The organism is Paenibacillus sp. YAE3 (assembly GCF_057546105.1).
Window position 1 is genome coordinate 153,209 of record NZ_BAAIYF010000001.1, and the last position, 15,781, is coordinate 168,989.

At 53.0% G+C, this 15,781-nt stretch carries 15 protein-coding genes; 6 read left to right on the forward strand and 9 right to left on the reverse strand.

The annotated features are described in order from the left end of the window. Positions 1–90: 90 nt before the first annotated feature. The 5 genes from AC27KL_RS00650 to AC27KL_RS00670 all read right to left on the reverse strand — a co-directional run bounded on the left by AC27KL_RS00650 (position 91) and on the right by AC27KL_RS00670 (position 6,012). Entirely contained in the window at positions 91–1,932 is a 1,842-nt protein-coding gene (locus tag AC27KL_RS00650) for a YcaO-like family protein (RefSeq protein ID WP_487168445.1), read from the reverse strand. Next, a complete protein-coding gene (locus tag AC27KL_RS00655; RefSeq protein WP_339323331.1) occupies positions 1,929–3,026 on the reverse strand; it encodes a hypothetical protein in 1,098 nt (365 codons plus the stop codon). The genes AC27KL_RS00650 and AC27KL_RS00655 overlap by 4 nt, the downstream gene beginning before the upstream one ends. Positions 3,027–3,048: 22 nt before the next feature. Next, entirely contained in the window at positions 3,049–5,487 is a 2,439-nt protein-coding gene (locus AC27KL_RS00660) for a hypothetical protein (protein WP_339323330.1), read from the reverse strand. 123 nt (positions 5,488–5,610) lie between these two features. Continuing rightward, on the reverse strand, positions 5,611–5,781 hold the full coding sequence (locus tag AC27KL_RS00665) for a thiazolylpeptide-type bacteriocin (RefSeq protein ID WP_081992076.1): 171 nt from the start codon (positions 5,779–5,781) through the stop codon (positions 5,611–5,613). Positions 5,782–5,841: 60 nt separating this feature from the next. Then, positions 5,842–6,012, reverse strand: coding sequence for a thiazolylpeptide-type bacteriocin (locus tag AC27KL_RS00670; RefSeq protein WP_156124501.1), 171 nt, complete (start codon positions 6,010–6,012; stop codon positions 5,842–5,844). A gap of 329 nt (positions 6,013–6,341) precedes the next feature. Here AC27KL_RS00670 and AC27KL_RS00675 point away from each other — a divergent pair, with 329 nt between their 5' ends. Together AC27KL_RS00675 and AC27KL_RS00680 are read left to right on the forward strand one after the other, a co-directional pair. Then, entirely contained in the window at positions 6,342–6,923 is a 582-nt protein-coding gene (locus tag AC27KL_RS00675) for a DUF6609 family protein (protein ID WP_339323329.1), read from the forward strand. Between the two features lie 210 nt (positions 6,924–7,133). After that, complete coding sequence (locus tag AC27KL_RS00680) at positions 7,134–7,445, forward strand: hypothetical protein (protein WP_212949964.1); 312 nt, start codon at positions 7,134–7,136, stop codon at positions 7,443–7,445. Here AC27KL_RS00680 and AC27KL_RS00685 read toward each other — a convergent pair. From AC27KL_RS00685 to AC27KL_RS00695, 3 genes are all read right to left on the reverse strand, one after another. After that, positions 7,432–7,605, reverse strand: coding sequence for a hypothetical protein (locus AC27KL_RS00685; RefSeq protein ID WP_339323328.1), 174 nt, complete (start codon positions 7,603–7,605; stop codon positions 7,432–7,434). The genes AC27KL_RS00680 and AC27KL_RS00685 overlap by 14 nt on opposite strands. A gap of 2 nt (positions 7,606–7,607) precedes the next feature. Beyond that, on the reverse strand, positions 7,608–7,982 hold the full coding sequence (locus AC27KL_RS00690) for a hypothetical protein (protein ID WP_339323327.1): 375 nt from the start codon (positions 7,980–7,982) through the stop codon (positions 7,608–7,610). A gap of 180 nt (positions 7,983–8,162) precedes the next feature. Further along, complete coding sequence (locus AC27KL_RS00695) at positions 8,163–9,860, reverse strand: DUF4127 family protein (RefSeq protein WP_339323326.1); 1,698 nt, start codon at positions 9,858–9,860, stop codon at positions 8,163–8,165. 394 nt (positions 9,861–10,254) lie between these two features. On the opposite strand from AC27KL_RS00695, the gene AC27KL_RS00700 reads away from it, so the two are divergent. The 4 genes from AC27KL_RS00700 (at position 10,255) to AC27KL_RS00715 (ending at position 14,930) form a co-directional block, all read left to right on the forward strand. Continuing rightward, complete coding sequence (locus AC27KL_RS00700) at positions 10,255–10,884, forward strand: flavin reductase family protein (protein WP_339323325.1); 630 nt, start codon at positions 10,255–10,257, stop codon at positions 10,882–10,884. A 127-nt stretch (positions 10,885–11,011) separates the two neighbouring features. Beyond that, positions 11,012–11,686 (forward strand): M50 family metallopeptidase, encoded by a 675-nt coding sequence (locus tag AC27KL_RS00705; protein ID WP_339323324.1) that lies wholly within the window; start codon positions 11,012–11,014, stop codon positions 11,684–11,686. Between the two features lie 275 nt (positions 11,687–11,961). Next, positions 11,962–13,338 (forward strand): Nramp family divalent metal transporter, encoded by a 1,377-nt coding sequence (locus AC27KL_RS00710; RefSeq protein WP_339325025.1) that lies wholly within the window; start codon positions 11,962–11,964, stop codon positions 13,336–13,338. A gap of 236 nt (positions 13,339–13,574) precedes the next feature. Continuing rightward, on the forward strand, positions 13,575–14,930 hold the full coding sequence (locus AC27KL_RS00715; RefSeq protein ID WP_339323319.1) for a sodium-dependent transporter: 1,356 nt from the start codon (positions 13,575–13,577) through the stop codon (positions 14,928–14,930). Between the two features lie 123 nt (positions 14,931–15,053). On the opposite strand, the gene fsa is transcribed toward AC27KL_RS00715, so the two are convergent. Beyond that, positions 15,054–15,719: a fructose-6-phosphate aldolase gene (gene fsa / locus AC27KL_RS00720; protein WP_487168446.1), complete on the reverse strand. Its 666-nt coding sequence runs from the start codon at positions 15,717–15,719 to the stop codon at positions 15,054–15,056. Positions 15,720–15,781 lie beyond the last annotated feature (62 nt).

The following is a 15,781-nucleotide window of genomic DNA, read 5'->3' on the forward strand; positions in this document are numbered from 1 at the left end:
TCCCTTTAAAATTTGGCCTTCGTAAAATATGCCATGTCTCTGTTTCGGGCTTCGTACGAGGAGCTTTATAGAAACTTTAGAGCCTTTCCTTTAAGGAAAAGGATGAGGCGCATGCTGAATGTCTCCCGGCGCAACGCCCCAGAGCCGGGCTGCTTGCTCCAGCCGCTTCCGGCTTAACATCCGATGTTCCTCTCCAAACCAGAGCTGCTGCAAATGGGGGATCAGCACTTTGACGACCTCCAGGCCCAGATGCGTATATCCCTCCGGCGTCTGACGAACCAGAATGACGTCGCCGAAAATGGCTGTCAGCCGGTCAAGGAGCCCCGAAGTTTCGCTGGCCATATCAATGGCGGTATATCTGAGTTTTTCGTAATAATCTGCAAAGCGGTCCATAAGATCCACGTCGCCGCCTCCGAACAAAAAATCGAAATGATGCCTTTCCTCCGGCAAGAAGTAGAGGATCGGGTGATCTTCGACTTCCCGAACGCCCTGGCGCTTGATGCGTTTGGCCTTCTCACGGATTTCGCCGGTATGCGTATCGTAAAATTCAAGGGCAAGCAGCATTTCCTCGAGCGCGTTCTGAATGGCTTTCTCCGGATCGGGGTGCGCCGCGGACGTCGAATACGCCGCAAACTTTTCCGGCGTCCTGCCGAAGCAAAGCGCCCAGATGACCGGGATTCCGGTATCCATGGTGATGTCGAACAACCTGACATCGTAGTCCAGCTGCTCCAGCCTTCCGCACATGTAACGGGCTTTGCCGTTCGTAACGGATTCCAGTCGAATTTCCGGGGGCGCATGCCGTAAATACCAATGATTCAGAAAAGCATCCCGTTCGATCAATTCGAGGCAGGCATAATACACGCTGTCCAGAAGGCCGGTACCCACCGCGTTGCCGTTGGAATTCCCTTTATAAACCCGCAGCGCGCCGCCCGGATAATTCTGATCCATTTTGTAGTAAGCCAAGCTTTCGGGAACATACGTTAGCGCTTTTGAGCTCCAGGAATAGGCAGGGATCCATGGCAACTCGCCATCTTCGTCAAAGGGAATCAGACTCTCGCTTGAACCTGCAACATCCCTGATAAAGATCCGGGGATCCGTCACATGCCCCGACTGCCGCATGGCGTTAAAACTGGCGCGGGCAACCGTTCGCTCCCGGCCTCGCGGATGCATGCCCGCATACCTTTCGAGGGCTTCAAACAAAGACTTGCGCTCGCTTGCCCGATAATCGGTCGTACTTCCGATCCCCATTCCATATTTTTCTTCCCTATTTACCCGGAAAAAGGTGGAGACGGAAAAGAAGGACCGCGTATTCCGGTCTTTATAAACGATAAAATTCGAGTCGGTATTATCCGCCCTGAATGCATCGCTCGGAATGGAGGCCTCCTTCGGGCGATAACTGTCTCCATACGTGTAAACCGCCTTCTCCCTAAAAGCCGCCGCAAACGCTTCGGCGTCATCCGGCTTCCCGCCTTCCGGGCAATTGGAGCATCGTTCCGCCGGCCAAAAGGTCAGCCGTTTCAACAACCCGTTTCCGTTCATCCGGTAATAGTCCAGCAGCCCCGGCCGCCTGCGCTTGCGGAGCAGCATGCCGAAGCATTCCATCACGAGATCCTCGGGTACCTGCAGGTCTCCGACCAGCCTGCTGGGCGCCCCTTCAAGCCGATATTCATGCTCCCGAAGATTGAAAGTCCTTCGTTTCAGGAAGCAGGAAGGGCAGCCTAATTCTTCACGGTAAAAAACCGGCCCGACGATGCATTCATGCGCGTCCACGTGCAGCAGGGCAAATTTCGGAGGCTTCCGCTCCAAATATCCGTTTGTTTCCGGACGGTCGCCGTACGTGATCAAACAGGGCAGCCGTTCCCCCTCGACCTCCAAAAGCGTCCAAGGCTCTCTCCGGTTCAGTACCTCGTTTAACGCGTGTGTTGCGATCATGAATCATCACCTCCCCCCAATAAAGCAAACCCGTATTTGCGGGAAAACCCGTCTTCATATCGAAAAAGAGGAAGCTCGCCATTCTGCCGGTCCCGTGTATGATAGCCCCCCGCCAGCCTATTTTCATCCCTGAAAGTTCCTGCATTAGCCTCCGTGGATCCTCCCTTTCCGCGGAGTCTGTTCCATAACCGGAACAAGGCATCCTCCAGATCCTCTCCGAAAGCCCGCAAAAGAACTCCGCCGCTTTTCCATTCAACGCCGTATACCGGCATCAAGGCTTCAATGACCTTGTAACTCATGACAGGCGGGAATAACACGGGGCCGGGCATCCAAAACGAAAATTGTCCGGGATCGAAAATCCGCTGCTCTGTTTCTTCCCCGCCATTCAATCCGTAACGGTTGATATGATTCAGATAGGCGGCCCGATCGGTTAATCCGGGAGAAAGCGTGCGGTAGCTGCAATAATGGGTGAGCATGTATGCGTACATATCCTCCAGCACCCGGCGTTTGCTCGGACCGTCAAATTTGCGGACGTGATCTCCGAAATCCGCCGTTAACGTCCAGTACGTTTCGAAATCGATCTCTATTTGCCGCACCCGCTCCTGAACCAATTCCTGTTCAAGCACGCTTTCATCGCGTGTTTCTTCTCCCAACTTCAGAAGCGGGCTTCGGACCAGCGGGCAGCATTCCGCATGAGCGGTTTCGGGCAGCGGAGCAATGGCCACAAGGCCGTCAGCATCCATCGTGATGATGCGGTCTCCCTCCCATAACGGCGTTTCCAACAGCTTGGGAAGAGGAAACCTGTTCAAAGAAGACACCGGATATTGCCGCCCAAGACAGCTCATGCACACCCCATCGGCGAATATGATCCGGTCTCCCAACTCGTAACGTTCCTTCGGCCGGGGCCTTTCCGTCTCCCGCAGCAGGCTGCGAACGCGGGCCACCCACTCCGCTTCCTGCGGGTTCGAATCAGGCTTTGCAAAAAGATGGACGATATCGTCATAACTGGCAGCTGGAAGACTGATCATCCGGCTGCGTCCAAGCAATTCAACCCTGCCGGGGCCGCCAATGATCCGCACGGGACTTTTATCCATCGCTTCTTCCTCCTTTCCGGCATTACATTTCGTACACATATTCAGCCGTATAATCCGTCTGGTACGGATCCGGCAGCGCTTCTTCAAACACAACGGCGATGTCCCCATATTGCTGCCGGCTCCGCTGGATGTGCTTCAGCATTTCGATAACATAGAGCGGCTCTTCCGCATCAAAAAAAATCGGCTTGTGAATGGCCGTCGCCCCATATTCGATATGGAGCTTTCCTTCGCGGACTGGAAAAATCCTGACAAAAGAACGCAGCGGAATATCATGGGATTCTAGAAGCTCATGGAAAGAGCCGTATCCTTCCAGGTCGAAGGTCAGACTTGAGAAAAGGCTGGAGTTCAATATGTTTCTGCGGCGCTGCAAAATAAGATCACCAAAGCTGATTCTTCCCAGCTTCCTGCTCTCCCCGATGGAAATCTCGTTATACTCGAATCCAATTCCGTTTAAAAAGCCCGATTGACTTAGAAGGGCAATATTCCTGTAATCTTCCGGAAGATATGCCGGCGCAAGGCTGCCCGTGTAAAGCGCGATCCCCCGAACATCTCCGGCCCGCAGCTCAAACCGGTTCATGTCCGCGTTCCACTCCAATGTGCAGCTGTTTAGGGCAATCAAACGGGATGTTTCCGATTGTCCCCCTTCCTCCGGATCGTGTATTTCTTCCGTCAAGGAATACGTTTCCGTAAAATCGTTCGTGTTCGGATTAAATCCGCAGGACGGCGAATACGTCAGCAGCAACGCCTCTTTGCATCCCAAAGCGGATCTTATTTTATGGAGCACTTGCTCATGGCGCCCCGGGTCATGGTAGATGGAATACGCCAGATAACCGTTTTTGCAATCATTGACGACGTATTTCCCGTCCATCGCCGGCTGAATGAATAGCTGCAGCGTCCGCTGCGGCTTGATGCCGAGCTCCTCAAGCTGCGCTTTAAGATCCATAAGTTCATCTTCCCCGATATGCACGTCCTCGCCGTTTTCAGCCGGTTGGATCCGTTCCCGATAAACGTCCTTCATATCTTCAAGGCGGGTTACCTGGGGCGATGCGGCAAACACTGTATTTCGGCTGGTGCGGCGCAGAGCTACCTCTTTTTCGTACATGCCGGCGTATTCCGAAAGAGACTGGCGAAGCGACTCATAGGAAGCAGGGAGCCGGTCCTTAAGCCATTCTTTCATGAACAGCCTGAACTTTAATCTGTGATCGAATAATGGAAGAATATCTGCCCATTTGTCGATCATTCTTCTGGCGGAAGCCCGAATCTCATAGGGGCCCGCAGGAATATAGCTGTCTTCATGAAAAAGATCCAAGGGACGTTTTCCTTTCCACAACACCGCATCGCAGCATGCTGACGCATGCTTCTGCGCGGAAAGGATCAGCGACTCCCTTATATGAAGATCCGCGGTGTTCTCCAGCCGGGAAGCGATGAGATGCAGTGCCTCCAGATGCCTGACAAAGCCGTCGACTCTCCCGGAAACGCTCCGGAAAGAAGACGCTTCGTCAATCAGGGTGTTTAAGGTAAGGGTCTCCGCCTTGCGCTCCAGCACATTTCGAAGATAGCCGGCGGCCAACAGCTTCGCGGTCCGGCTTTCAATCCAATCCGTTCCGACACCCAAGCGGGAGGCGAGTTCTTCCCATGTAACGATGCTGCCGGAAGGGAGATTTCGCAGCCTGGGTTCCTGTAACATGAATCGCCGTTTTTGACGCTGATATAGACCGGGCCGGACCTCTAACGGCTCCCCGGCGCCGACGGTCCAAACTGCTTCTCCGGACGGATCGGCCTCATATTTAATTCGAAAACGGCTTGCTCGGATGACTTCCGGCAGCAGGAGAAAATAATCAAACCATGCAAGCAATATCCACTGGGCCAAACGGATCCGGCTACTCGATGTCCGGGCACCTATCCTGCCGATGGAGGTAAACGTGGATAACGGGGCGGTTTTGGCAAATGAACGCATCATGATTTTCCAAACCTTTCCTGTTTTTTTGGGGCTATAGGAATTGTTCATCGAACAATACATTTCAAAGTTGGTGAACAGCAATGCATTTTGTACGTTTGACTGCTCCCGGAACAGCTCATAAAGCTCTTCCGCTTGCCTTTTATATACTTTTTCAAATTGTTCCCGCAAAAGTTCCTCATGCTGCTGAAGCTCCTGTCCACGGATTAGATGGGACCGGATGCTTTCCAACAGAAGCGGATCTACGAATTCAATCTTGGGGATCTTTTCGAACTGTACCTTGCCTCTTTTCATCCCCTGCTGGAGGCGTATGTATGCAATTCTGGCTCCCGGCTCACGTTCAATGAATCCGGATAATTGTTGGCGCAGCTTCTGCCGCTGCGTTGCATAGGCAGCGCGCTCTTCCCGATAGTTGGCGAATCGTAGGTAGAAATGATCCTTCAGGCGCTGAATAGAATGTGAAGACAGATGATTCTGGCGGATGAATACGTGGGGTTCCGTCACCAATGCTCCTCCTCCGGAAAATCCCTTGGATGAAGCGGCCGCTACCGCCCCATCCAAGGTTTTTGAATCCATCTTAGGAAAGTAAGTCTTGCGCAGGCGTTTGATTTGCTCGGCTGAATGTGATCAAGCACAGGAAGAAGAGCAGGAAGAACAGGAAGAAGATCCGCAGGTGGAGTGGCTGCCGCTTCCGCTCGATGCCGCAGTGGAAGGGATCGCTTCCGCTTGATCAAGTTCGATCAGCTCCAGATCGAGATTTTCCAGTTCTTTGTTCAATTCCTTGTTCAATTGGTTCATGTTTAACATCTCCTTTAAAATTTTTAATGAGTTCGATCGGATGGTCTCGCTTTTTTAAGCTTATGCACAAGATGAAGAGCAAGAGGAGCAGGACGAAGATCCGCAGGTGGAGCTGCTGCCGCTTCCGCTCGATGCCGCAGTGGAAGGGATCGCTTCCGCTTGATCAAGCTCGATCAGCTCCAGGTCGAGATTTTCCAGTTCTTTGTTCAATTCCATGTTCAGGTCGCTCATGACGTTCACCTCCTTTTTACGACAATTGGGTACGGGGCAAGTTAACGTTCAAGCAGTTTCCCAAAGGAATGTCTCCCTTCAAAAGTTCTTGGTGCATTTGTTAATTGCTTCCTGTAAACAGACTAACATAGCTTTTATCCGGCTTCACCGAATACGTGTTTAGGGTTCTCCACAATTGTCTTGCGGCCGGTTTTGCGGAGCCGGTTACGGTCGTTACGAGCGGCCGCAAGGGGCGAAAGAATCAGCATTTTTAGGTGTATGGGCAGGGTTTCAAGCCGAATCTTCTGGTCTATAATGGTTACTGAACCAGTTGTTAGGGAGGGAAACAAGTGACGGAAAAGTCTTTGTCTGGGGGAATATGGAACAAATCTAACTTTTTGAATAAGCGGGTTTGCGGGTTATGGCTGATCTGGGTCGCTGTGGTCATTTTCGCCGGGCTGATGGCGGGAGGAAAGCAGCTGATCATGATGCCCGTTTTTTCTTTCGGTTACGTCATCGGGATTTTCGGCATTCTGGCCAACAAATCGTTAAGCAGCAAATTATCGTACGGAAAACCGACGCAAGGGCAAAACCGGATGCTTTTCTTTTCGATCATCCTCATGTTCGTACTGATGGTGCTGATCGGCGGGCCGCATTTTGCGGACGAAAATTACCGCCTCATATGGCTTGGGGCGTTTCTCGCTATAGGCATTCATTTTATCCCGATGGCTTGGGTGCACGGGCCTTCGATGTTGGTGCTCGCCGTGCTGCTGATCGCGGATGCGCTTCTGGGCCTTCTCGATTCGAATATTAGCTTTCATCTGCTCGCATATGTCGATATCGGCCTCAAGCTTGTGTTCGGCATTTACCTTCTATTAACCGGAAAGCCGATGAACAATAAAGCGCAGACCGAAACCCCTTTAACCCATTAAGCGGGACGCCAAAACTGCCAAATCTATGGCTGCCCAACATAAATAGGGATTCGATCGCTCCTTATCGGAGGGCTCGAATCCCTTTTTTTTGCGTGGAACGGTATCAAAAATCCACTTAACATAGGAACATATGTTTGGTATAATTTGAAATAAAGGACCGTTTATGTTTTTAGCGAAAACAGATGAACGAAAGAAACGGAGTTGATGGGCTTGACGACGATCGTTCAAAAAATGGATCCGGAAACGGGAGCCGCGGATTTAAGATGCCGGCTGCCCAAACAAATCAGGCAAGCGGTGATGGACCTGATCGAAGCCGATTCCGGTTCGGATTATTTCTATAAGCTGCTGACGGATCGCGCCCAGATTCAGCTTTTGCTGATCGAGAGGAACCGTAAGGAAAATTACGCCCAGTGCCACTGCTTTTCGACGGACATGGGCGACCCCGGGTACGCGTATGAAAGCCTGCCGCTTTCCAACGTCCGGGTGTTTGCCGATATGGCGGACAAGCTTAATCTTGTTTAGCCCCTTCCTTCAAAGCCTTGACGCGGGCATATTCCTCTTCAATCGTTCTCGACAGAAGCTCGGTTGCGGTCATGTTCAATTTTTTGGCCGTATCCGCCAGCATTTGCTTAATGTACACAGGAACGTCGTAATGGAATTTCACCTTGTTTCCGTATGCCATCTTCAGCCTTCCTTCCCGAATACGCTTTGGTGTTTTCTTTCAATCAGGCGAATCAAAAGCTGCGTTGCGGACATGTCCTGGAGCTCGGCGGCTTCGATCAGCTTTTCCTTGATCTCGGGCTGAAACTCATAAGGAAGCTTCAGCTTCGGCTCGCTTAAGTGTCCGCTCATGCCCTTTTCGATTTCGATCGCGGCCCGAACCAGGCTTTCGAGGCTGTCCTGCGGTCCCGGCTGCCGTCCGTATTTTACCAATACCCGCAGCAGATATGCCCGCAATGCGGCCTGATCCTCATCGTCAATGTCGATCCGCATCGTTCCGTCCCGAAAATCGATCCGGCAGTCAACCGTATATCCGAATAAATTGAGGGCGTATTTCATGCCACCTCTCCTTTCTCACGGTTGTATTATAGTATGCCTTGTAACGTTACGCAATATAAGGCATCCATCCGGCATGCCGTCATCCCTAAAAGAGCAGCCCGTTAGGAAACGGACTGCTCTCATGATTTTTACGATCTATAATTCCTTATAAGTTCCTGTAGCGGTTATGGATATCTTTATTCACTCCAACGTAACGCATGGCCCGAGGGTAATTTCAAACGCGCGTCCCCAAATGAATGCCGGATTATCATACGCTAACGATGCGCCGGCATAAGCCGAACAAATCCAGCTGCCGGATCGTTTGATCTGGCGGATCGCCCGCGAAGCGCAGGCCTGGAACGCTTTACGTTCCGCAAGAGCTTTCGTATTCTCCTGCATCCGGTCCCGCAGCAGCTTCACGAGAACTTCATAGTCTTCCGGCGAGTTGAACAGAAGCATATTCTGGTCTGCATAAGGAACGTTCTCGTACAGGGAATGCGCCCGGGAATAGGTCCGAACTTCGGCTATCGTCAGCTTTTTATAATAATAATCCTTCAGGAAACGTTTGAAGAGCAGCGAGCCATGCGCGTTGGCGGCATCCCCCAACGCATGGGGCCGGCGTTCCGTGATCAGAAACGCATATCGGGATTGGGCCATTCCGAGCGCAAGCCCGATTTTGTTTCCGGCCGTATTCCAGCCGCTGTACCCAAGCAGCATTCCGGTGGCTGCATCGTCCAGCAGCGCCTGCGTCACGGTTTCGTTCGCCGCGCCGCCTCCCACGAAGTCGATCGCGATGGTCGGAAGCTGCCGATCGGCATTGCCCGCGATATGGCTCGCGGCTTCCATGGCCTTGTCGGCTCCCGTAATCGCAACGATTTCGATGTCGCAAGGCCCCGAGTCTACGAAACGTCCGCCGATCATGTCCACATGATACCGGATATTATCGTGCACGCTCATATACTCATAGGGATTCACGATCGTCGAACCGTCGGGCCCGAAGTACCGGACGCTGTATCGCGGTTTGAAGCCGCAGCGGTGCAAATGGAGTGCCATGCGCCCCATCAGGGAGTGACCCAGGCCGTCCGCATCCGGAAGAAGGATGACGCGGTCCGGATTTTGGCCGTCGTGGCCGTTCAAATGCTGGTCTACATAAGCTTCAAGAAAGTCGATTTCATTCGACTGCACGCCCTGCGTATACGAATCGTCGACGCCGATGGCAAGAAAATCGATCGCTCCCGAGCGGACGAGCTGGTCCAAAATGTAATAATTCGATTTGAACTTATGGCGCCGCGCATTGTAATACTGCTCCTTGTCGAAGTGTACCGGCGTCCCGAAATGCGTGCCGTCCGGCTTGATGTCGTAGCCGTCCAAAATCGCATCGAATTCCGAAGCGGCCGCGCGCGGCTGCTGCGCAAAGGCGCGGGCCTCGTCGTACGCGCTTTGGGTCAGTCCCTCGACGAATACGGTCGTGGCAAGCCGCATAATCGTATCGAGTACGTACACGGGCTTATGGGGGCAGGTTTGCTTAATTTCGCGAATGACGTCAAGCAATCCGGTCGTTTCCGGATCATAGTCCGGATAAGTGCCGCCCCCGCTGGTGCGGAAGCGCCGGCTGCCAATGAGCCCTCCGTAGGCAAGCATATCGGACGAGATGATGAATCCGTCGACCGCCAAAATATGTTTCTGAATAAACCGCCGGATCCGATCCGTGTTTCCAAAGACCGGGGAATGCGTGTCGAGCAGCGTGTTCCCTTCGGCGTCCGCTTCGGTGTCAAGCCTGTTTTTCACGTCTTCCGCATCCGGAGTGATGACCTGAATCCCTGCCGCCCGAGCCTGCACGACCACGTCGTCAAGATTGCAAGGGCGATCGTCTAGAGGCACATACAAAACTTTTTTCATAAATACATCTCCTTTTCGATTCAAAATAGTATATGACGTTACGTAACGCTATATGAATGATCAAAAAAAAATCATTCCTTTCCTGTATCGATACCTTGGTCTGATTGGCGGGAACATCGCGGACGTCCGGACATCCCAGGTCATCCCCGATCCAACCCGAAGGCCATCTCATCGATGTGCCCTTCGTTGAAACAATAATATCATGTTACGTATCGATACGCAATATAATTTCGTTAAATTTTTCCTGTACATTATTTTTGACCAAGGACCGGATCAGAACGCTAACATGCCGGAAGGGGCAGTTCCGAAACTAACATTCACATTTCGATGAGCATCGAATTTTTTCTCGATTAAACTATTCCTTGCAACCCATCGCAGAAAGGAATGTGAGTTCATGCCTCATACGCAAAAGAAAACATCCGATGTTCGAATCGCAACGATAGAGCCCAAAATATTATATTACGGCACCCCCGTCCTGCTGCTGAATACGTTGAACGAGGACGAAACGGTCAATATCAGCCCGATCTCGTCCTCCTGGGCGCTCGGCGATTACATCGTTCTGGGCCTGGGGACAAGCAGCAAGGCGTACGACAATTTAAAGCGCCATCCGGAGTGCGTGTTGAATATCCCCGATCCGTCCTTGTGGAAACATGTCGAACAACTTGCCCCTTTTACGGGCAAAGACCCCGTCCCCGCGTTCAAACAAGCGTTAGGCTTCACCTGCGCCAAAGACAAATACGCCGTCAGCGGCCTGACGCCGATTCCGTCCGAAGCCGTCCGCCCGAGCCGCATTCTGGAGTGTCCGCTGCAAATCGAAGCGGAAGCGGTGAACATCCGCCTGCCGGAATACGCCGACTTTTTTGCGGTGATCGAAACGAAGGCGGTTCGCGTTCACGCCCACGAAGATATTTTGATTCGCGAAAACCACGTCGATCCCGCCAAATGGAGCCCGCTGATCTATAATTTCAGACATTATTTCGCGCTGGGCGATTTTCTCGGGAAGACGTTCCGGAGCGAGACCTGATTCTCAGGAAAAGACACGTTCGGCATCCGCTTTCTCCGGATTGGCGCTGGCATTTCCCTTCAGCCGCATGTAAGATAGAAGCAAATCATACTGAAATGAGGGAACCGCCATTCAAGCTTGGTTAAAAATGATCGCGGTTGTCGTGTTGACCAGCATTTTAACGCGTTTTCTTCCGTTTTCGGCGTTTTTCCGCAACGTGGACACCCTTGTCCATGAGCTGTCGCATGCCCTGATGACGCTGGCCTTATCGGGCCGGGTCAATGTCATCCATTTGTACAGCAACCAGGGCGGAGTCACGCTCTCCACGTTTGACCGCAACTGGATGGCTATTCCGATCTCGCTTGCCGGATACGTCGGTTCCGCGCTGTTTGCGGTGCTGCTCTTTTACCTTTATGCCAGACGACAAGAGCGCGCCGGACTGATCACCGCCATGATTCTGGCCATCGTCGCGGCCGCGCTATTCGTGCGCAACGGCTACGGGGTCATCTGGTGCATCGGTTTTGCGGTTTTGAGCGGGCTCGTCGCTTTTGCGGCTCCGCCTCTGCTGCAAAAATGCTATTATATGCTTATTGCTTTTATCTGCTTGGTCGAGTCCGTGATCAGCCCGTTCGTCATTTTGTTCCGGTCGGTGACGCGTCCCGGTTCCGCGGGCGATGCCGCCAACCTGGCCGAAGCGACGTATGTTCCGGCCGTTGTCTGGTGTCTCGTGTTCGTTGCGGTCTCCTTATGCTGCGCCAAGCTGTCGACGACGATGTTGTTCAAACGCGGATTCGGCTCCGGAAAGCCGAGAGAAACGCACTGAAAAACACAATGTACGCCTATCCAAAAAATCGCCCCTCCGGTTTATCGGGCGGTTTTTTGTCGTTTATATTTTTAATAGGCAGGCGCCCGCAGGACCCTCCTTTTTTCGTCATCCTCCAAGACTTGTACAACAACAATTAAGTTAATCGTATCAAATTATATTTGCCATTGACAAAAAAGTTTACCGGGGGCAAAATAGAGGTATCAAGACGAAGAACGTTCTATATCATGAATCATTAAACTCATAAATAGATTGAAGGGATAACGATGGAAAACATGACTTCTATTGACCCAACCCCAAAACATAACCGGAAACATCAGGTATTCAGCTCCACGAACGGGCTCAGCCTCAGCGAAATCAACAATACCGTTTCGCTCCCGAAAAACGCGGGGTTCTGGAAAAAGCTCGCCGCCTATAGCGGACCCGGCGTCCTGGTCGCCGTCGGATATATGGACCCGGGAAACTGGATTACTTCCATACAAGGCGGAGCACAATATGGATATACGCTTCTAAGCATCATTTTGCTTTCCAGCCTGATAGCCATGCTGCTTCAGAGCATGTGCGCCAAGCTCGGCATCGTGACGGGCATGGATTTGGCGCAGGCGACGCGCCAAGCGACAAGCAAACCGGTCGCCATCGTCTTGTGGATTTTGACCGAACTTGCCATCATGGCTACCGATATTGCCGAAGTGATCGGCGGCGCGGTGGCGCTGCAGCTGTTATTCAAAATTCCGCTTTTGGTCGGCGTGCTGATTACGACGCTGGACGTGTTGCTGCTGCTGCTGCTCGCCAAAGTCGGTTTCCGTAAAATCGAAGCCATCGTCGCAACGCTGATCGCCACCATTTTTATCGTGTTCTTTTACGAAGTGTTATTGTCCAGCCCAAGCATCGGGCCGCTGCTCCAAGGCTTTATCCCGAGTCCGGAAATCGCGACCAACAACGGCATGCTGCTGATCGCGCTGGGAATCGTCGGGGCGACCGTCATGCCGCATAACCTCTACTTGCACTCGTCGCTGGTGCAATCGCGCCAATTCGAACGCACCTCCGCAGGCAAAAAGGAAGCCGTTCGTTTCGCGACGATCGATTCCAACATCCAGCTCAGCATCGCATTCGTGATCAACTGTCTGCTGCTGGTGCTGGGAGCCGCCATGTTTTTCGGTTCGACCAGCGATTTGGGCCGGTTCACCGATCTGTACAACGCGCTTTCCGATAACGCCATCGTCGGCGCCATCGCCAGCCCGCTGCTGAGTACCCTGTTTGCGGTCGCGCTGCTGGCTTCGGGCCAAAACTCGACCATTACGGGCACGTTGTCCGGCCAGATCGTCATGGAAGGTTTTATCCGGATGAGGATGCCCGGCTGGCTGCGCCGCATCATTACGCGGCTCCTCGCCGTCATTCCGGTCATCATCTGCGTCGTTTTGTACGGCGGCCGGGAAAACGCGGTCGAACAGCTGCTCCTGTACACGCAAGTATTCCTGAGCGTCCAGCTTCCGTTTGCGATCATCCCGCTGGTCATCTTCACCAGCGACAAGAAGCGGATGGGCGAGTTCGCGAACCGCTCCTGGATCAAATATTTGACCTGGGCCATCGCGATCGTGCTGACGGCGCTGAACGTATTCCTGGTCTACGGCACCTTTGCCGGCATCGGTTGAGCCGATTTTTTTCTAAAGTATAAAAAACTGCCCCGGGGAGACTCCCCAGGGCAGTTTTGCTTTGAGCTAATTTGGTTCCCCCCGCTTCAATCGCTCCAATCCGCATATCCGTCTCCTCTCCAATCTTTCCGGTTTCCGTAACCCTTTTTTGCTTTTTAGGAAGATTTTCATATAGCTTTGCGGTTAAAATGAAATATAATAAAAGGAACTTTCAAAAATAAACTGGGGGAACATCTATGACAACACCACCAAAAAACCCAGCGGCGTCGGGAAAAAAGGAACGTTTTTCCTCGGCAGGGTTTATCCTTGCCGCCATCGGCAGCTCCGTGGGTCTCGGGAACATGTGGAAGTTTCCGTACATCACGGGCGAAAATGGCGGTGCAGCTTTTTTTCTGCTTTTTATCGTTTGCTTGATCATCATCGGTTTGCCCGTGCTGCTGGCTGAACTCGCCATCGGACGGGCCGGCCGGGGCAGCGCGGCGACCTCCTTCGTCAATGCCGGCGGCTCCAAAATCTTCGGCCGTCTCGGCCTGCTGCAGATCATCGCCCCGTTTCTGATCCTGACCTTCTACGTCATCGTGGCGGGTTGGACGCTTCATTACGCGGTACAATCGTTTAGCGGGCATTTGTACAACAGTACGGATTTCACGGGTCAATTTAACGGCTTTATCGGCGGCTATATGCCGATCGTCTGGCAGGTCATCGCCATTGCGATCACAGGTTTTGTCGTCGTTAAAGGGATTTCCGGGGGCATCGAAAAATTCAACAAGGTCCTTATCCCCGGCCTGATCATCCTGCTGATCGTGTTGATGATCCGTGCCGTTACATTGCCGGGTGCGGGCGAAGGAGTATCGTTTTTCCTGAAACCCGATTTTTCGAAATTAAACGCGGAATCCGCTTTGGTCGCTCTTGGACATGCCTTCTTCTCCCTGTCGCTGGGGATGGGCATTTTGCTGACATACGGGGCGTACGTGGACAAACGCCAATCGCTCGGGGCGGCGACAATCGCGATCGGGGCAGGCGACCTGATCTATGCCTTCATTGCCGGGCTCATCATTTTCCCGACCACCGCTTCCTTCGGGATCGCGCCCGACTCCGGGCCAAGCCTCGTGTTTATCGCCCTGCCGGCCGCCTTTTCGGCCATGCCGTTCGGCGCGTTTTTCGGGGGACTGTTTTTCATTCTGCTGGCGATCGCGGCGCTGACGTCGGCGGTATCGCTGCTGGAGGTTCCTGTCTCGTTTGCGATGGACCGCTGGGGCTGGAGCCGCATGAAGTCCGTTCTGATCATCTCGGTGCTCGTGCTGCTGGTCGGCCTTCCTTCGGCCTTGTCCTTCGGCATCGTGCCGGCCTTTACGCACATGGGCAGCAAAAACTTTTTCGACTGGCTCGATTTTATCGCCTCCAACATCCTGCTTCCGGTGGGCGGCCTGATCACCACCCTGTTTGCGGGGTACTTCTGGAAGGGAGCCGCAGAAGCGGCCGGCCTTAAATCCGGATGGTTCCGGGTATGGCTGTTCATGCTGCGGTACATCGCTCCGATCCTTGTCGTGCTCGTGCTACTGCACACGACCGGCGTCATCAAGCTCAAATAAGGGAACGCCTCTCGAGACACCATCCTCGCATGCGTATCGCATACCAAGGGTAAAAAAAGAAAGGCAATCTCCCGGTCTGTCTTGGACAGCACCGCGGAGATTGCCTTTTTTTCATTTGTAGAATTACTTCGCGCTGTTTTTCCAGTCGGCCGCAAATTTGACGAGGCCTTGGTCGGTCAGCGGGTGTTTCGCCAGCTGAGCAATGACGGAGAACGGCACCGTCGCGATGTGGGCGCCCGCCATCGCTACGCGGGTAACATGGTCCGGATGACGGACCGATGCGGCGATGATTTGCGTGTCGAGGTTATGGGTGCGGAACAGCTGCGCGATTTTGTCCACCAGCAGCACGCCGTCTTCCGAAATGTCATCGAGCCGGCCCAGGAAAGGCGATACGTATGTTGCTCCGGCACGGGCCGCAAGCAGCGCCTGATTGACCGTAAAGATCAGGGTAACGTTCGTTTTGACGCCTTTCCGGGACAGATAACGGCAGGCTTCCAGACCCGCCAGGGTCATCGGCAGCTTGATCGTGATTTTCGGATCGTTGCCGTTGATTTTGATCAACTCGTTGGCCTGCGCGATCATCTCTTCGGCGGTTTCCGCATCCGGCGTCACTTCGGCGGACACCGATTCGACTTCAGGAACGGCCTGGCAAATTTCGGCGATGCGGTCCTCGAATTTGACGCCTTCTTTGGCGACCAGGGACGGGTTCGTCGTCACCCCGGACAATACTCCGATTTTGTAAGCGGATTGGATATCCTGCAAATTGGCGGTATCAATAAAAAATTTCATGAAATACAACCTCCCGAAAATGTTCTTTTCATCGTTTTATGTTGGATTAGGTGATCCGTTTT